We start from the raw sequence: 18112 nt of genomic DNA, 5'->3' as shown, positions 1-18112 counted from the left end.
GGCATTCGACCTTCGGCATAGCGCTTTGGTCTGGCTTCCACCCTTTCCCGGCAAATCCTAGAATAGCCCTTACAGGGCTGAACCAGGCAAGGTCGGGAGGATGGCATGGGCGGCGCATATCAAGACGTATATTCTGCGTGGAAACAGGATCCGGAGGCATTCTGGGCACGGGCGGCGGAGGGGATCGAATGGTTCGAGCCACCACAGGTGACCTTCGATCCTGATGAAGGCCCCTATGGCCGTTGGTTTGCAGGGGGGCGAACCAATACCTGCCACAACTGCGTTGATCGCCATATTGCGGCCGGTCGCGGCGGCGAAACTGCTGTCATCTACGACAGCCCCATGACCGGGCAGACCGCCCGCTTCACCTATGACGAGGTCCTGGTCGAAGTGTCGGCCATTGCGGCGGTATTACGCAATCACGGCGTGGGTCGCGGGGATCGGGTCATCATCTATATGCCGATGATTCCGGAAGCGGTTTTCTCGATGCTCGCCTGCGCTCGCCTCGGCGCGGTTCATTCCGTTGTGTTTGGCGGGTTTGCAGCCCATGAGCTTGCGACACGCATCAATGATTCGGGTGCCAAGGTGGTGATTGGTGCCAGTTGCGGCCTCGAACCTGGCCGGATCGTTCCCTATAAGCCGTTGCTGGATCAGGCCCTCGACATGGCAAGGGTCAAACCGGACTACTGCCTCGTGCTGCAGCGGGAGCAGTACCACGCGCCTCTGCGTTACGAACACGGCGACGTCGATCTGGCGCAGGCCATCGAAGTCGAGAAGGTGAAGGGTCTCACCATTCCCCCAGTTTCGGTCGAGGCGACCGATCCGCTCTACATCCTTTACACCTCTGGCACGACGGGAGAGCCCAAGGGGGTCGTCCGGGACAATGGCGGTCATATGGTCGCCTTGAACTGGACCATGCAGAACATCTACGGAATGAAGCCCGGTGAAGTCTTCTGGGCTGCTTCCGATATCGGCTGGGTCGTTGGCCACTCCTATATCGTCTACGGGCCACTTCTGGCTGGAAATGCCACCGTTATCTTCGAGGGCAAGCCTGTCGGCACGCCCGATGCCGGCACGTTCTGGCGCGTGGTCAATGATCACGACGTCAAGGTTCTGTTCACCGCACCGACCGCCTTCCGGGCCATCCGTCGTGACGATGCAGAAGGCGAACATATCGCGCGCTACGATCTCTCGGGCCTCCGGGCACTTTTTCTGGCCGGTGAGCGCGCCGATCCCGAGACGCTGAAATGGGCGGAACGGATGCTCAAGATTCCGGTCATCGATCACTGGTGGCAAACGGAAACCGGATGGGCGATCGCGGCAAATCCTGCTGGCCTCGGCTTGCTCCCAGTGAAACACGGCTCCCCCACCAAGCCCATGCCGGGTTATGCTCTGGATGTGCTCGATGATGCCGGCCATCCCGTTCCACGTGGAACGCTTGGTAATATCGTTGCCAAACTCCCCCTGCCCCCTGGTTGCCTCGTGACCTTCTGGAACGCCGACGAGCGGTTCCGGCACTCATGCCTCGACGAGTTCCCGGGCTACTACAAGACCGCGGATGCCGGGATCATCGACGAGGATGGCTATGTCTTCGTCATGGCGCGAACAGATGACATCATCAATTGTGCCGGGCACCGTCTTTCCACCGGCGCGATGGAGGAGGTCTGCGCCATGCATCCTGATGTCGCGGAATGTGCCGTCATAGGTATCGCCGACGAACTGAAGGGGCAGGTGCCTTGTGGCTTTCTTGTCTTGAAGAAGAATGTGCATCGCGATCACGCGCAGATCAGCCGCGAGATCGTACAGCTTGTGAGAGACGAAATTGGCCCCGTCGCTGCGTTCAAGATGGTCATGATCGTCGACAGGCTGCCGAAGACGCGTTCAGGCAAGATCCTGAGAGGCACGATGCAAAAGATCGCTGATGGCATGCCATGGAAAATGCCAGCGACGATCGATGACCCGGCTATTCTCGACGAGATAACAGCTGTCTTGCGGGTGCATGGTCAGATCGTGTCGGGCGACAAAGTCGCCTGACATGAAAAAGCCCCGGCGCGCGGGGAGCCGGGGCTTGTTCAATCAGCGTGATAAAGATCAGTAGCGACCGTCGTCTTCATCTTCGTCAGTGTTGCGGGTCGACTTGAGCGACTGGAGCTTGGCGAAAACGGCGTTGGCGTCGATTTCCTTTTCCTTCTCTTCCTCGCGATCGTAACCATAGCGGAGGTTCTCCGTGTCAGCTGCTGACTGCAAGGTTGCGCCAAGTTCGGCTGCTGTCGGAAGCGGACGGCCCTTCGATGCCTTTTCCACTTCCAGGTCGAGGTCGATCTGGCTGCAGAGGCCGAGTGTTACCGGATCCATGGGCGCGAGGTTGGCGGAGTTCCAGTGCGTGCGCTCGCGGATCTGTTCAATGGTCGACTTGGTCGTGCCGACAAGGCGCGAAATCTGCGCGTCCTTCAGTTCCGGATGGTTTCGAACCAGCCAGAGGATCGCGTTCGGACGATCCTGGCGCTTGGAAACCGGCGTGTAGCGCGGGCCGCGACGCTTGGAGTCGGGAACGCGCACCTTCGGCTCGGAAATCTTGAGCTTGTAGTGGATGTCCTTTTCGCCGCGGACGATTTCGTCGCGCGAAAGCTGACCGGTCGCGATCGGGTCCAGGCCCTTGATGCCCTGCGCCGCTTCACCATCGGCAATCGCCTTGACTTCAAGCGGGTGCAATTTGCAGAACTGCGCGATCTGGTCGAATGACAGCGCGGTGTTGTCTACGAGCCAAACGGCAGTCGCCTTCGGCATGAGCAGAGTCTGGGCCATGGATACAATCCTTCTGAGGTCCGCGCCGGTTGTCGCGAGCCGTGGGTTTAAACCACTATTTCCGGGAATTCGGCGTCCTTATAGCCATAATGTAACGAAATTGCAATTCGCGAAGTCGCGAATGACCTTTGTCTAATTGCTGGCGAAGTTTCACCTGCTATGTATGTCGGCGATTGGCCGGGGAGGACGGTCCTGGTCGCCAGTGATGGCCCGTCAACATGAGGAGGAGTTCATGTCAGCCAAAACCTATCCGGTGCTGAAATCGGCAAAAATTCGCGCCCTGATCGACGATGATAAATACCAGAAGTGGTATCAGGAGAGCATCGACGATCCCGACAAGTTCTGGGGCAAGCACGGTAAGCGCATCGACTGGTTCAAGCCCTACACCAAGGTGAAGAACACGTCGTTCAAGGGAAAGGTCCCGATCAAGTGGTTCGAGGACGGCCTGACAAATGTCTCCTACAATTGCATTGACCGCCACCTCAAGACCCATGGCGAACGCACGGCGATCATCTGGGAAGGCGACAACCCCTACATCGACAAGAAGATCACCTACAACGAGCTCTATGACCATGTCTGCCGGATGGCGAATGTTCTGAAGAAGCATGGCGTGAAGAAGGGTGACCGCGTCACGATCTACATGCCGATGATCCCGGAGGCCGCTTATGCGATGTTGGCCTGCGCGCGTATCGGCGCCGTGCATTCCGTCGTTTTCGGCGGCTTCTCTCCCGAAGCGCTGGCAGGCCGGATCGTCGACTGTGAATCGACCTTTGTGATCACCTGTGACGAGGGTGTTCGTGGTGGCAAGCCGGTGCCACTGAAGGAAAACACCGACATTGCGATCGACATCGCTGCCAAGCAGTATGTCATCGTCAACAAGGTTCTCGTGGTTCGCCGCACCGGCGGCAAGATCGGCTGGGCGCCGGGCCGTGACATCTGGCACCACCAGGAAGTTCACACCGTCAAGGCGGATTGCCCACCGGTGAAGATGAAAGCGGAAGATCCGTTGTTCATCCTCTATACGTCGGGTTCAACCGGCAAGCCGAAAGGCGTGATGCACACGACCGGGGGATATCTCGTCTATGCCTCGATGACGCATGAATATGTCTTCGATTATCACGACGGAGATATCTACTGGTGCACGGCGGATGTCGGTTGGGTTACCGGGCACTCCTACATCGTCTATGGTCCGCTCGCTAACTGCGCGACCACGCTGATGTTCGAAGGCATTCCGACCTTCCCTGACCAGGGTCGTTTCTGGGAAGTAATCGAGAAGCACAAGGTCAACATCTTCTACACAGCCCCCACGGCGATCCGCTCGCTGATGGGCGCTGGCGACGAGTTCGTCAAACGTTCAGACCGGTCATCGCTCCGGCTGCTTGGCTCTGTTGGCGAGCCGATCAATCCGGAAGCCTGGGAGTGGTACTACAACGTCGTTGGCGAACAGCAGTCGCCAGTCGTCGACACGTGGTGGCAGACGGAGACGGGTGGCATCATGATCACACCGCTGCCGGGGGCCACGCCGCTGAAACCAGGTTCTGCCACGCGGCCGTTTTTTGGCGTCAAGCCGGAACTGGTCGACAACGAGGGGAACGTCCTTGAGGGCGCTACGGACGGCAATCTGTGCATTACCGAAAGCTGGCCCGGCCAGGCCCGGTCCGTCTATGGCGATCATGATCGCTATGTGCAGACCTATTTCTCCACCTACAAGGGCAAGTACTTCACCGGCGACGGCTGCCGTCGGGACGAGGACGGCTACTACTGGATTACCGGACGCGTGGACGACGTCCTCAACGTCTCCGGGCATCGTCTCGGAACCGCGGAAGTCGAGTCGGCACTCGTCTCTCACCATCTTGTGTCTGAAGCGGCCGTGGTGGGCTATCCGCACAATATCAAGGGCCAGGGAATCTATTGCTATGTCACCTTGATGTCGGGACATGAGGGTAATGATGCCCTGCGAACCGACTTGCTGAAGCATGTTCGCACCGAAATCGGCCCGATCGCCACGCCTGACAAAATCCAGTTTGCGCCGGGCCTGCCGAAGACTCGCTCGGGCAAGATCATGCGGCGCATTCTCCGCAAGATTGCCGAAAACGACTTCGGCGCACTCGGCGACACCTCGACGCTTGCCGATCCTGCCGTTGTCGATGACCTGATCGCCAATCGCCAGAACAAGGGCAGCTGATGGCGGCCTTTTTGTCCTGCCAGGACAAAAGAGAGGGGCTCCCAATTGGAGCCCCTTTCTTGTTCGCGACCTAATCCATCCGGGCATAGCCGCTTCCGCTTGGCTCGCCCCTGATACGGCTCGACCAGACCGATCTGCAGCAAGAGATCTGCTGGTTGGGTGCCATCTTCGAGGGTCAGATCAGCAACGACACGTCCGAAGTATTTGTCGCCTGTGATGGACGTGAGTGTCACGCTGCGTTGCCCTTGCATCAAGGTCTCCAGCTTATCCTTCGCTCTTTCTGCGGCCAGGCGAAAGCTTGGACATTCAGATTTCAGCTCGGGGGCGTCGATGCCGCGTAGTCGCACATAGGTATCAATGCGGTGATCGGGCCAAGGCATGGCCTGGACCAAGACTGTATCTCCGTCGACAACCCTGACGATTTCTGCCTGAACAGGTCCTTTGATTGCGCGCGTCGTGGCGTCTGCCGTACCATTGGACAGCATGAGGAAGATTATCGCAGCACTTGTTGTCTTGCGGAACATAAGAGGAACATATTCCGTATTGGCCGCCTTATCAATAGGGATTTATTCCTCTCAAAAGTCGATAGCACGACCTTTGATTTCCCAATCACCAAATCGTGCGGGGTCCGCGCCGCCTCGACCACCCAATTCGGTGGGAGGTTGATTGACTGGCGCATGTTTCCGTCTCTCTTCGGCCTCGGCCAGGGCACGTTTTGCCGCCGGAGTCAGTTCGCGCGGTTCCTCATGCGGTGCTGCTGCTTCTTCATGATCGTCTGACATGCTACGGTCCTCGCGGCGAGTTTTGAGGTGTATCCATTGAAATTGGGTGGCTCGCTTTTTAAATCAACAGTCGAAAACGGCAACAGACACATTGTAGCGCCGCGACTGAGGAGCAAGACATGAACACCATGCGTACAGCGATGTTGCTTGCCTTCATGACCGCCCTTTTCATGGGGGTTGGTTTCCTGATCGGTGGCCGCGGCGGCATGATGATCGCCTTTATCGCTGCGGCGGCAATGAATTTCTTCTCCTACTGGAATTCCGACAAGATGGTGCTGCGGTCATACCATGCGCAGGAGGTCGACGAGCGGACGGCGCCGGAGTTCTATGTCATGGTTCGCGACCTTGCCCGCAATGCGGGTTTGCCGATGCCGAAGGTCTATGTATTCGACAGCCCCCAGCCGAATGCTTTTGCAACAGGGCGTAATCCGGAAAATGCCGCCGTCGCCGCATCGACGGGTCTTCTCCAGCGTCTGACGCCGGAGGAGGTGGCAGGCGTCATGGCACATGAGCTCGCCCATATTGAAAATCGTGACACGCTGACGATGACGATCACGGCAACGCTGGCCGGTGCGATTTCCATGCTGTCGAATATTGCCTTCCTGTTTTCTGGTGGCCGCGACAACCGCAACAATCCGCTTGGAGTGATTGGTGTTATTGTCGCGATGATCGTAGCGCCTCTGGCAGCGACGCTCGTACAAATGGCAATCAGCCGGACGCGGGAATATGCTGCCGATCGACGCGGTGCCGAGATCTGCGGTCAACCGAGGTGGCTGGCCTCCGCCTTGCAGAAAATTGCCGGCGATGCGTCGCGGATCGAAAATGTGGATGCAGAGCGCAATCCGGCGACCGCCCATATGTTCATCATCAACCCGCTCAACGGGCAGCGCATGGACAATCTGTTCTCCACCCATCCGGATACCCGCAATCGTATCGAAGCCCTGCTTGCAATGAACGACATTGGCCCAAAGGGCTCGACGCCGACGGAACCCACTGCTAAGGCGACGCGGCGAGCGCAGTCCGTTCCCAAAACAGGTTGGGGTCGCGGAAATTCCTCACCGCCCCAAGGACCATGGTCTTGACTGACAATCATAAGAAGAAGCCTAGGACCAGCACCAGCACTCATCGGGGACGACCCGTCGAACGCGAGCATAAGCCAGGTCTCGACGCCCGCATTGCGGCAAGCCGCATGATGGGGGCAGTTATTGATCGCAAGACTTCTCTCGATGGCTTGCTCGATTCAGAACATGGTAATCCGGCTTTTCTCGCGCTCAATGAAGCGGACAGGGCGCTGGTCAAGGCAATCCTGCAAAGTGCACTTCGCCACCTGCCACGTATAGAAGCCATCCTAGCGAGCCTGCTCGCATCGCCGCTGCCGGATGGTGCGCGCGCCCTGCATCACCTGCTGATTATCGCGGCGGCGCAGATGCTTTATCTCGACATTCCCGATCACTCCGCCGTCGATCTCGCTGTCGAGCAGGCCAATCGCGATCCCCGCAGCCGTCGCTTTGCCAAGCTTGTGAATGCGCTCCTGCGCCGGATCGGGCGCGAGAAGGATGAACTTCTGGCGGCCGTATCCGATCTCCCTTGTATTCCAGACTGGTTCATGGCGCGGTTGACTGAAATCTACGGTGCCGAGCAGGCGCGGTTGATTGCAGACGCGCAGCTTGAGCCGCCCTCCATTGATCTCACCGTCAAGGCGGAACCGGAAGTTTGGGCTGAAAGACTCGGCGGGACTGTGCTTCCGGGCGGAACGGTCCGGCTCGACCGTTTCAAAGGCTCGGTGACGACGCTTCAAGGCTTCGAAGAAGGCGCCTGGTGGGTGCAGGACATGGCGGCTGCCATTCCGGTCAAGCTCTTCGGTGATCTGACGGGCAAACGGGCCGCCGACCTCTGTGCAGCCCCTGGCGGCAAGACGGCTCAGATGATCCTGGCTGGCGCCGATGTGACAGCTGTCGAACAATCGAAGTCACGCCTGGAGCGGCTGCAATCCAATCTCGCCCGCCTCGGCTTTGAAGCGAAGACGCTTTACACGAATTTGTTGGAACTGCGGGACGCAGAGGGCTTCGATGCAATCCTGCTCGATGCGCCCTGCTCTTCTACCGGTACAACGCGTCGTCATCCGGACGTTTTGTGGACGAAGGATGATGCTGACGTTTCCAAGCTCGCAAGCGTCCAGGAACGGCTCTTGCGTCATGCGGTCACGCAATTGAAGCCCGGCGGCAAGCTGGTCTTCTCCAATTGCTCCCTTGACCCACGCGAGGGGGAAGAGCTCGTAGACCGTGTCCTGGCAGATCACCCGGATCTCGTGCTCGATCCTGTGCAGGCTGACAACTGGCCCGGCCTTGAGGCTGCGGTCACAGCGCGCGGCGAATTCCGCACGACGCCCGCGATGTTGCGTGACGCTGGCGGGTTGGATGGCTTCTACGCTTGCGTACTCGCTAAAATTTAACGAATGCTGCAATAATCTGTTAGCAAGTCGCCAGCGGTCGGCCGATCACTCGGCAGCGCCCGCCGTTGACGCTATGTCCTGTGATTCGAGTCACATAGCTTGTGTTGTGTGACCGACAGCCCATTTTCAACATACCTTAAATCCGACGAAATTTGCTGTCAGATCAATAAGATCGGTACGAGACCAAGAATGCGAATCAGCGATCGCCGGAGAATCGCTTCTCTGTACATCGACGAAGGCAAACACCGTGTCGTACGGGCGATCAGCCGCGCGATGCCGTCAGTGTTTTTTGCCGGTGGCTTTCGTGTAAGCCGTCTTGTGGTGGCTCCGACAGATCTGCGGGCGATCGATCCCTTTGTCGCCGAAGAGATCCTGGCCGGCCGCTTCCCTCTGGCCGGTCGAGTGCTGGAAACTGGCGGTCAATCGCCTTTCTCGCTTGAATTGCCATCACGGCAATTTGCGATGCGGTTGCACGGATTCGGCTGGCTTCGTCATGTTCGCGCCTACAAAACCCAGGTTGCCTGCCAGAATACGCGCAGTGTCGTAGATCAGTGGATTGGGCTGCATGGAAGCCGCATGACCGGTGTTGCATGGGAGCCGGAAGTCACAGCGCGACGGATCATCAGCTGGTTGTCGCATTCTCCGGTGGTCCTCAGAGAGGCAGAAGCCGGCTTCTACCGCCGTTTTATTGGTTCTCTGAACCTGCAGATCAGTCATCTGCACAGAGAGGTCCACACACTCCCGGAAGGCCTGCCTCGCCTGAAAGCCCGTATCGCGCTTGCCATGGCGTCGATTGCGACGGAGGCGCCGCGCAAGGCCGTTCGACGTGCGGGTCGCCAACTCGATCGGGAACTCGAGCGTCAGATCCTGCCAGATGGCAGTCACGCTTCGCGCAACCCGCAGGCATCTGTCGACCTGCTGTTTGATCTATTGCCGCTCCGCCAGACCTACATCAATCTCGGCCACGACATCCCGCAGCGTCTGATTTCGGTGATTGACCGGATCTATCCCGCCGTTCGGTTCTTCCGCCACAGCGGCGGCGACCTGGCGCTGTTCAATGGCGCAAGTTCCGCGCTTGCGACGGATCTGCTGAGCGTTCTGCGTTATGATGAGACTGCCGGACAGCCGTTCAAGGCATTGCCGCATGCTGGCTATCACAGGCTGGCAGCGGGCGAGACAGTGCTCCTTGTCGATGCGGGTAAGCCCCCATCCGCACGCCTTTCCGATACGGCGCATGCGGGATGTCTGTCCTTAGAACTTTCCTCGGGCAAGAACAGGTTCATCGTCAACAGCGGGTCACCGCTCTTTGCCGGCGAACGCCTGCGGCAGTTGGCCCGCACGACGGCAGCCCATTCTACCGTCTGCATCGGGGATGTGTCGTCGGCGCGCATTACTGCGTCGAAGTTTCTCGGGTCGATCATGGTATCCGCTCCATCGACGATCGATATCGATCGCCAGACGGGCCCGGATGGCAGCGACAGGCTCTCAGCGCGCCATGATGGCTATCTCGGACGTTTTGGAGTGCTTCACGAACGGGAACTGCGCATCAACGAGCCGGGCACAAAGATTGCCGGCCGAGATCGATTGCTGCTTCCTGATGGGCTCCCTGCCCCCGCCCTGCCTTCGGCCGGAGCCGTTGCCCGCTTCCACATTCATCCGTCGATCACGCTTGAACGGATCGATCAGCGCAGTGTCCGCATGATCGCGCCTGATGGTGAAAGCTGGACCTTTACGCTTCCCGTTGGAAAGCTCGTCATTGCAGAGGATGTATTTTTTGCCGATGTCTCCGGTATTCGCCCTTCGCAGCAGTTGGAAGTTACCTTCGAGGCTCCTGAAATACGTTGGTTTCTGGCGCATCGGGCGTGACAAATCGCCTTGAAAGGTTTCATCGCTGATGAACCTGTGCTAGGCGGCGGCAGCCGCGTCCGCCGTGTGAGGCAGCGGGCGCCCGTCGCCAGACCGGAGCTGAACCATGGCCGTTGTTTCCAAGAAGATCCCTGCCCCCGACCTCGTCCGTATCCGGACGGCTCTCATCTCGGTTTCCGACAAGACGGGGATCGAAGACTTTGCACGGGCGCTGCATGAGCGCGGCGTGCGGCTGCTGTCCACCGGTGGCACGCACAAGGCCCTGAGTGCCGCTGGTTTGCCAGTCACCGACGTTTCGGAAATCACCGAATTTCCGGAGATCATGGACGGTCGTGTCAAGACGCTTCATCCGCGGGTCCATGGTGGTCTCCTGTCAATCCGTGACGACGCCGATCATGTCGAGGCCATGAAGGAACATGGGATCGAGGCGATCGATCTCGCGGTGATCAATCTCTATCCCTTCGAGCAGGTTCGTGCTGCAGGCGGCGACTACCCGACGACAGTCGAGAACATTGATATCGGCGGCCCGGCGATGATCCGCGCCTCCGCCAAGAACCATGCCTATGTCACCATCGTCACGGATGCCGCTGACTATCCCGCCGTTATCGCGGCGCTTGGCGACAATGATGGCCACACCACTTATGCGTTGCGCCAACGTCTTGCCGCTAAGGCCTATGCTCGCACCGCGGCTTACGACACGGCCATTTCCAACTGGTTCGCGGAAGCGCTTGATATCGATATGCCGGCCTACCGCGTGATCGGTGGTGCGCTGAAGGAAGCCATGCGCTACGGCGAAAATCCACACCAGAGTGCTGGCTTCTATGTCACGGGCGACAACCGGCCTGGCGTTGCCACGGCCACGCTCCTGCAGGGCAAGCAGCTCTCGTACAACAATATCAACGATACCGATGCCGCCTTTGAATTGGTGGCAGAGTTCGATCCGGCAAATGGGCCGGCCTGTGCGATCATCAAGCACGCCAACCCCTGCGGCGTTGCGACCGGAACGACGCTTGCGGATGCCTATCGGCGGGCACTGGCCTGCGATTCCACCTCGGCATTTGGCGGCATCATTGCTCTTAACCAGCATCTCGACGCTGAGACGGCGCAGGAGATCGTCAAGCTCTTCACCGAGGTTATCATTGCCCCCTCTGTGTCTGACGAAGCCAAGGCCGTCATCGCTGCCAAGCCGAACCTGCGCTTGCTGACCACAGGTGCCCTGCCCGATCCGCGTGTCCGTGGCCTGATGGCGAAGACGGTATCTGGTGGTCTGCTGGTCCAGTCGCGCGACAACGTCATGGTCGAGGATCTCGACCTCAAGGTTGTGACCAAGCGTGCGCCCACTGCCACCGAACTTGAGGATATGAAGTTCGCCTTCAAGATCGCCAAGCATGTGAAGTCAAATGCTGTCATCTATGCCAAGGATGGTCAGACGGCCGGTATTGGCGCGGGCCAGATGAGCCGTGTCGATTCCGCTCGTATCGCCGCGTTGAAGGCTGAAGATGCGGCCAAGGCTCTCGGGCTTGCCGCACCACTGACGCAAGGGTCTGCCGTCGCTTCGGAGGCCTTCTACCCCTTTGCAGACGGTTTGCTTGCTGCGATTGCGGCTGGTGCGACGGCCGTCATTCAGCCAGGCGGATCGATGCGCGACGAAGAGGTGATAGCAGCCGCAGATGCGCATGGCGTGACCATGGTCTTCACTGGCATCCGTCATTTCCGCCATTGAGCGACGCTTGGTCAACCAGTCTTGGACAAATTGAGAAAGGGCCGGTTTTACCGGCCCTTTTGCTATTGTCGTAGCACTGTCGCTGCCGCCCTATCCCGGCTCGCGGGATAGGGTGTTGACCAGAGCAGCAGAAGGCCGAGCACGAGAAAGATCAGGAGCGTGGCCATGCCGAGGCGCGCCGATCCTGTGGCGGCGGTCATCAGCGAGAAAGACAGCGTGGCAAGGAAGCTCGTTGCTCTTCCGGAGAGAGCGTAGATGCCGAAATAACGTCCGGCTTCGTGAACCGCCACACTGCGCGCCATATAGGAACGCGATGAAGCCTGAACTGGTCCGAAAGACAGGCCGATCAAGAGGCCGTAGAGGATATAGGCCTTCTCTGCAGGGGTCGCGAAGATCCCCTCTGTGCCGGTGACCGGAAGGTTGATCAGGCCGAACAGCGTGAAATCGATCCCCGTTGAAACAATGCCGAAGGTCGCAAGAACCAGCAGGCAAAGTCCGATCAGGACGACAACTTTGGAGCCCATCAACCGGTCGATCCGTCCCGCTACGACGCAGCCGAGGATGGCGACCACATTCAGGATGATCCCGTAGATTCCGATCTCCATAGTCGACCAACCGAACATGGCCGCAGCAAAGACGCCCCCCAGGACTAGCAGCCCATTCACCCCGTCCTGATAGATCATGCGAGCAATGAGAAAGCGCACGAGACCGGATCGTTGTCTGAGTTCAGAAAGCGTGTGACCGATCTCGGTCAGGCCAGAGCGAACCGCTGCTCCGAGTTTCTTGCCCTTGGGTGCGTCCGGGGTGAACAGGAACATTGGCAGAATGAAGAGGAAATACCATGCCGCCGATAGGGGACCGGTTACACGGGCGTCTTCGCCAGTGGCTGGATCGAGCCCGAAGAGCGGCGGGATGCCAAGCAGGGTGAGGCCGGTTTCGGGACTGCCGGCCAGCAGCAGAACCACGGCGATGAGGACGATCATCCCACCCAGATAGCCAAGTCCCCAGGCGGCGTTCGAGACCCGACCGACATCCGCCTGTGAGACCAGGCGTGGCATCATGGAATCGTTGAAAACGATCGAGAATTCCGCAGCAATGCTCGAAACGATGATCAGCAGCATGATCATGGCCACGGAAGAACCCGGTGCCGCCGTCCAGAGCAGAGACAGGCAGATGATCTTGATGAGCGCGAAGAAGGCGATCCAGGGCTTGCGCGCGCCGGACTGATCGGCAATCGAGCCCAGGATTGGCGACAAGATGGCAATCAAGACGCCGGCAATGGTCGCCGCGTTGCTCCAGGCAGTTTGTGCCGAGACCGGGTCATCCGTCATGCGCGCCACGAAATAGGGCCCGAATATGAAGGTCGTCACAACGGTAAAATAGGGTTGGGCTGCCCAGTCGAAGAACATCCAGCCAAGGACGCCTCGGTCGAGGCGTCCGGTTACGGGTTTGACAATTGTGCTCGTGTTCACGCAGGTCCCCTAAGGCTGACTGCGTTGGACACTGTCACCTCGCGTGGTCTTGTGCAAGATCGCCGAGCAGGCCGGCGGCAACCGCCAGTTTCGAAATGCTCGGCTCGCCACTATCGACAATCGCGGTCAGTTCTCGGCCGATACGATCGATCCGGGTGCGATCTCGCGACAGCCAGTTTTCCATCTGGGCCTCTTCATTCTGTGAGGCCACCAAGACCGAGCAGGCGATCTGGCGCCGGGCCTGGCCGATCCGGTCCAGGCTGCGTGATAGAGCGAGGCTGTCATAGTGATCGGATGGTTGCAGTCGGTTCGCATTTTCGATCAGGCGGCCAATGCGGAAGGTTTCCGTCACGGCAAAGAAGCCGTTCATTGCCACAGGGAAGCTCGCCCCCGTCCGCTCTGCAATCTGCAGGACTTCCGGCAGTAGCTGCATCGCCTGCAGCTGGACCACATCGCGAGCGACCTCTTCCGGGACTTCGGCTGCGACGAGTTCGGCGATTTGCTCGTCGAAATGCTGCCTGACGGCATCCGGGAGCGCTGACTGAAACTCGCTGCGTGCCCGGTTCGAGGCCGAACGGAGCTGGTCGACTGCGGCGGCAATCGGTCCGGCAATGAAGCCGGTATCGATGAGGAGCCGCGTCATTGCGGCGTATACGGTGGATACAATGGCGTAGAGGCGGTTCTGCGTCTGTCCGGAGATCTTTGCGTCGAGAGCGTCAATGCGGCCCCAAAGCTCGGTCAGGCTCAAGGCATCACGGGTGACCAGTGCTGATTTGACCGCTTCGTCTGGTGTCGCGCCAGTCGCATCGCAAACCGAAACGATAAAGGCCGGGCCGCCACGGTTGATGGCATGATTGGCCAGCACGGTCGCGATGATTTCGCGACGGAGCCGGTGCGCACCGATATCGTCTGCAAAACGGTCCCGCATGCCGGCAGGGAAATAGGTGGAAAGTGTCGTCTTGCAGTAAGGATCGTCCGGCAGTTTCGATTCCACCAGCTGATCGAACAGGACGATCTTGGCATAGGAAAGCAACACGCCGATCTCGGGGCGGGTGAGCGCCTTGCCGGAGACATAGCGCTCGGCCACTGCCGTGGTGTCGGGCAGCATTTCGACCTTTCGGTTCAAGCGCCCCATGCCCTCGAGATAATCCATGAGCCGGCTCAGTTCTTCCCGATTGCCGGCGCCTTTGGCTTCCGTCAACGAGATCGACAGAGACTGCAGGTAGTTATTGCGCAGCACAAGGCCTGCGACCTCGTCCGTCATCTCTGCAAGCAGAATGTTGCGCTTCTCACGCGGAAGGCGGCCTTCCTGCATGGCGGGCGTCAGTGCGATCTTGATGTTGACCTCCAGGTCGGAGGAATTGACCCCGGCCGAATTGTCGATCGCATCGGAATTGCAGCGCCCGCCGTTCAGGGCATAGGCGATACGGCCCTTCTGCGTCGCGCCGAGATTGGCGCCCTCGCCGATGACCTTTGCGCGAACGTCCATGCCGTTGATGCGGATCGGATCGTTTGCCCTGTCACCGACCTCGGCATCGGTCTCGGCAGGGGCCTTGATATAGGTGCCGATACCGCCGAACCAGAGCAGGTCGACAGGGGCCTTCAGGATAGCCGTCATGATGTCGAATGGGGTTGCCACCAGGGTCTCAAGCCCGATGGCCGCTGCCGCCTCCGGAGTCAGCGTCACGGACTTTTCCTGGCGCGATATGATCATGCCACCGGCGGACATGGTCGAGCGGTCGTAGTCCTGCCAGCTCGAGCGTGGCAGGGCGAACATGCGCTTGCGCTCTGCAAACGAAGTTGCCGGGACCGGGTTCGGATCGATGAAGATGTCGCGGTGGTCGAAGGCCGCGACAAGCCGGATCTGCTCCGACAGCAACATGCCGTTGCCGAAAACGTCGCCGGACATGTCACCGACACCGGCGACGGTGAAGGGGGTTGTCTGAATGTCGATGTCGATCTCGCGGAAATGGCGCTTTACGGTTTCCCAGGCACCGCGAGCCGTGATGCCCATTTTCTTGTGGTCGTATCCGGCCGATCCGCCCGAGGCGAAAGCATCGTCGAGCCAGAAGCCGGCAGCCTGTGCAAGGCCGTTGGCCGTATCGGAGAATGTTGCGGTACCCTTGTCGGCGGCAACAACGAAGTAGGGGTCGTCGCCATCAGGCCTCAAGGTGTCAGCAGGCGGCACGATCGCCCCACCGACGATGTTGTCGGTGATCGAGAGGAGTGTGCGGATGTAGGTCTTGTAGGCTTCGGTGCCGGCTGCAAGCCAAGCCTCGCGATTGCCCGGTGGCGGCAGAAGCTTCGGGAAGAAACCACCCTTGGCGCCGACCGGAACGATGACCGCATTCTTGACCTGCTGGGCCTTCACAAGACCGAGCACTTCTGTCCGGTAGTCCTGGGCGCGGTCCGACCAACGCAGACCACCACGAGCGACCTTGCCGAAGCGCAGGTGTACGCCTTCGACCTCGACGCCATAGACGAAGATCTCGCGGAACGGACGCGGTTCCGGCAGCCCGTCCAGGCGATGCGGATCAAACTTGAAGGCGAGCATCGGGCGTTCGCTTTCCAGATAGGCCTTCTGGAAGAAATTGGTGCGTAGCGTAGCTTCGATAGCATTGATGAGGCGGCGCAAAATGCGGTCTTCATCAAGGCTCGGCACCCGGCCGAGTTCGGTTTCGAGGACGCCGCGCAGTTCCTGATCCCGCTTGTTCCTTGCTTTTTCAGGTTGAGCAGGATCGAAGCGGCTCTTGAACAGGGCGACGAGGTCGGCCGCGATCGCCGGGTGCTTTGCGAGCGTCTCGGCGATATATTCCGGGGAGTAGACCGATCCTGCCTGGCGTAGATAGGCAGAATAGGCCCGCAAGACGGAGACCTCGCGTGCAGAGAGACCGGCCTTCAATACCAGTCGATTGAAGCTGTCATTGTCCACCGTACCGGTGAAGGCAGCAACAAACGTGTCCTCGATCGCGCTGGCATGGCTTGCGAGATCGAAAGCGGCGCCGCCGGCAATTTCGAGCTCCATGTCATGCAGCACGACTGTCCCACGATCTGCTCCGGTCGGACTTTTCACATCAATGTCGAATGTGCGTTCGCTGATCACGCTGAAGCCAAGGTTTTCCAAAAGCGGCACGCGGCGGGACAGCGGCAAGTGTTCCGCGGAGTGGAAGATCTTGAGGAAGAGAGTTGGCCCCTTCCCTTCGTCGCCCTGGCGAAATGCGATAGACAAAGGAGCGCCCGCGAGGCAGGCTTCGATATGCTTCAGGTCGGCTACGGCTTCGTCAGCCGTAAAGGCTTCCTGAAACGCCTGGCCGACCTCAAGCTGCGAGCTTCCCGGTCCGGCCAGTGAGGCGAAGCGGTCACTCCAGCGCGCGGTGATCTCGCGGACAGCGTCTTCCAGCGTCGACTGTGAAATCTCCGGCGTCGTGCCGCTGCGGCGGCCGATGATGATGTGGACCCGTGCTACGCCCCCCTCGGGAAAGGCTGGGTAGTAGGCCGAGACATGGCCGTTGTAGACCGTTTTGAAGTAGGTGCCGATGCGTTCGCGGACGGCCGAGTTGTAGTCCTCGCGCGGGACGTAGACGATCAGCGAAACGAAGCGGTCAAAGCGATCAATGCGCGGCAGCACGCGGACGCGTGGCCGCTCGGCGAGGTCATTGATTTGCTCGGCAAACCTCGCCAGAAGTTCTGGTGTGATCTGGAAAAGATCGTCGCGTGGATAGTTTTCCAGCGTGTTCTGCAGCGTGCGCCCGGAATGGCTGCGTGGATCGAAGTCGAAATGGGAGACTACCTTCTCCACCTTTGCCCGCAGAAGCGGGATCTGGTTGACGGAGCGAGTATAGGCAGTCGAAGTGAAGAGGCCGACGATCCGCAGCTCTCCGACAACCTTGCCGTCTGGCCCGAAGCGCTTTACGCCGACATAATCCATATAGGCGCGCCGGTGCACGACGGATTTCACGTTGGCCTTGGTGACGATGAGGAAATCGGGGCCTTGCAGGAAGGTGAGGATTTCAGGCGTCGTTGTCACCTGGTTCTGACCCTGCCGAAGGACAAGCACGTTCGGATCGGAAAGGATGCCGAGGCCACTGCCTTTGTCGCGCTCGACCGTTGCGCTCTCGCCATCGCCCGAATAGTTGTATTCGCGCATGCCAAGGAAAGTGAAATTGTTGTTGCGAAGCCATTCGAGGAAGGCAATCGCCTCGTCGCGCTCAGCCTCCAAACGACCTGGGGACAGCTGGCGCATTTCGGATACCGCAGTTTCCATCAATGCCAGCATCGGTTTCCAGTCCCGCGAGGTGACCTTCACCTGGCGCAACACATGTTCGAGCTTCTGAATGAGGTCGGCTGCCTGCTCTTCCGTCAATGGGGTGAGATGCAGCTGAATGTAGCTAACCTTGATTGCGCCCTCCGGGTCAGCGTCCGGATTGGACAGAGACACTTCCCCCTGCTGTGTCACAGCAAGGATCGGATGGATCGCCATGTAGATGTCACGGTAAAGGCTCGTCACTTCGCCCATGATGCTGTCATAGAGGAATGACTTGTTGTGATCGACGATCGAGACGACGCTAACCGGAATGCCATCGGGCGCTACGCCAGCGAGGGTTTCGATCACGATCCTCGGTGATTGACGATCCCAGGCGGCAAGGTGCGTTGCCGCATGCACGGAGGCCTTGGCCAGCATCTCGGGCGTATAGCGCGCAAGGTCGTCATTGCTCGCCCGGCCGAAAATTGCCGATGGGGCGATAAAGCCCGCACTAAGCGTCTTGGCGTGTTCCGCCGCCGAGCGAAAAAGCTCGACCCGATCACCGGTGCCCGTCATATCCATGC

10 protein-coding genes and 1 pseudogene are annotated in these 18112 nt (G+C 59.5%); 6 read left to right on the top strand and 5 right to left on the bottom strand.

The window, feature by feature from the left end; all coding sequences use genetic code 11:
• Window positions 1-105 precede the first annotated feature (105 nt).
• Window positions 106-2034, top strand: coding sequence for a propionyl-CoA synthetase (locus ACSV9I_RS14745; RefSeq protein WP_438329584.1), 1929 nt, complete (start codon window positions 106-108; stop codon window positions 2032-2034).
• A 57-nt stretch (window positions 2035-2091) separates the two neighbouring features.
• Here ACSV9I_RS14745 and ACSV9I_RS14740 read toward each other — a convergent pair whose 3' ends face one another.
• Entirely contained in the window at window positions 2092-2805 is a 714-nt protein-coding gene (locus tag ACSV9I_RS14740) for a DUF1013 domain-containing protein (RefSeq protein WP_054159205.1), read from the bottom strand.
• 232 nt (window positions 2806-3037) lie between these two features.
• Here ACSV9I_RS14740 and acs point away from each other — a divergent pair, with 232 nt between their 5' ends.
• Window positions 3038-4990, top strand: a complete 1953-nt coding sequence (gene acs / locus ACSV9I_RS14735) for an acetate--CoA ligase (RefSeq protein ID WP_438329583.1) — start codon at window positions 3038-3040, stop codon at window positions 4988-4990.
• Between the two features lie 122 nt (window positions 4991-5112).
• Here acs and ACSV9I_RS14730 read toward each other — a convergent pair.
• Window positions 5113-5370, bottom strand: a pseudogene (locus ACSV9I_RS14730) (thermonuclease family protein); the annotation flags it as partial.
• Window positions 5371-5565: 195 nt separating this feature from the next.
• Window positions 5566-5772, bottom strand: a complete 207-nt coding sequence (locus ACSV9I_RS14725; RefSeq protein ID WP_054159203.1) for a DUF1674 domain-containing protein — start codon at window positions 5770-5772, stop codon at window positions 5566-5568.
• Window positions 5773-5891: 119 nt separating this feature from the next.
• Here ACSV9I_RS14725 and htpX point away from each other — a divergent pair, with 119 nt between their 5' ends.
• The 4 genes from htpX to purH all read left to right on the top strand — a co-directional run bounded on the left by htpX (window position 5892) and on the right by purH (window position 11813).
• Window positions 5892-6854, top strand: a complete 963-nt coding sequence (gene htpX, locus ACSV9I_RS14720) for a zinc metalloprotease HtpX (RefSeq protein WP_438329581.1) — start codon at window positions 5892-5894, stop codon at window positions 6852-6854.
• Window positions 6845-8224 (top strand): RsmB/NOP family class I SAM-dependent RNA methyltransferase, encoded by a 1380-nt coding sequence (locus ACSV9I_RS14715; RefSeq protein WP_438329579.1) that lies wholly within the window; start codon window positions 6845-6847, stop codon window positions 8222-8224. Before htpX ends, ACSV9I_RS14715 begins: the two co-directional genes overlap by 10 nt.
• Before the next feature lie 189 nt (window positions 8225-8413).
• The gene (locus tag ACSV9I_RS14710; RefSeq protein WP_438329577.1) at window positions 8414-10090 is read left to right on the top strand and encodes a heparinase II/III family protein; all 1677 of its coding nucleotides are present in this window, start codon (window positions 8414-8416) and stop codon (window positions 10088-10090) included.
• A gap of 106 nt (window positions 10091-10196) precedes the next feature.
• Complete coding sequence (gene purH / locus ACSV9I_RS14705; RefSeq protein WP_438329576.1) at window positions 10197-11813, top strand: bifunctional phosphoribosylaminoimidazolecarboxamide formyltransferase/IMP cyclohydrolase; 1617 nt, start codon at window positions 10197-10199, stop codon at window positions 11811-11813.
• Window positions 11814-11875: 62 nt separating this feature from the next.
• On the opposite strand, the gene ACSV9I_RS14700 is transcribed toward purH, so the two are convergent.
• Together ACSV9I_RS14700 and ACSV9I_RS14695 are read right to left on the bottom strand one after the other, a co-directional pair.
• A complete protein-coding gene (locus ACSV9I_RS14700) occupies window positions 11876-13222 on the bottom strand; it encodes an MFS transporter (protein ID WP_438329671.1) in 1347 nt (448 codons plus the stop codon).
• A 97-nt stretch (window positions 13223-13319) separates the two neighbouring features.
• Entirely contained in the window at window positions 13320-18110 is a 4791-nt protein-coding gene (locus tag ACSV9I_RS14695; RefSeq protein ID WP_438329574.1) for an NAD-glutamate dehydrogenase, read from the bottom strand.
• Between the last annotated feature and the right edge of the window lie 2 nt (window positions 18111-18112).

It is taken from the genome of Rhizobium sp. G187, from assembly GCF_051549525.1.
Lineage (GTDB): Bacteria > Pseudomonadota > Alphaproteobacteria > Rhizobiales > Rhizobiaceae > Allorhizobium.
This window is presented reverse-complemented; position numbering and strand designations above follow the sequence as displayed.

Bases quoted from the DNA above. Each gene is read 5' to 3' on its own strand.
- ACSV9I_RS14745 (WP_438329584.1), top strand. From the start codon at position 106: ATGGGCGGCGCATATCAAGACGTATATTCTGCGTGGAAACAGGATCCG.
- ACSV9I_RS14740 (WP_054159205.1), bottom strand. From the start codon at position 2,805: ATGGCCCAGACTCTGCTCATGCCGAAGGCGACTGCCGTTTGGCTCGTA.
- acs (WP_438329583.1), top strand. From the start codon at position 3,038: ATGTCAGCCAAAACCTATCCGGTGCTGAAATCGGCAAAAATTCGCGCC.
- ACSV9I_RS14725 (WP_054159203.1), bottom strand. From the start codon at position 5,772: ATGTCAGACGATCATGAAGAAGCAGCAGCACCGCATGAGGAACCGCGC.
- htpX (WP_438329581.1), top strand. From the start codon at position 5,892: ATGAACACCATGCGTACAGCGATGTTGCTTGCCTTCATGACCGCCCTT.
- ACSV9I_RS14715 (WP_438329579.1), top strand. From the start codon at position 6,845: ATGGTCTTGACTGACAATCATAAGAAGAAGCCTAGGACCAGCACCAGC.
- ACSV9I_RS14710 (WP_438329577.1), top strand. From the start codon at position 8,414: ATGCGAATCAGCGATCGCCGGAGAATCGCTTCTCTGTACATCGACGAA.
- purH (WP_438329576.1), top strand. From the start codon at position 10,197: ATGGCCGTTGTTTCCAAGAAGATCCCTGCCCCCGACCTCGTCCGTATC.
- ACSV9I_RS14700 (WP_438329671.1), bottom strand. From the start codon at position 13,222: ATGTTCTTCGACTGGGCAGCCCAACCCTATTTTACCGTTGTGACGACC.
- ACSV9I_RS14695 (WP_438329574.1), bottom strand. From the start codon at position 18,110: ATGGATATGACGGGCACCGGTGATCGGGTCGAGCTTTTTCGCTCGGCG.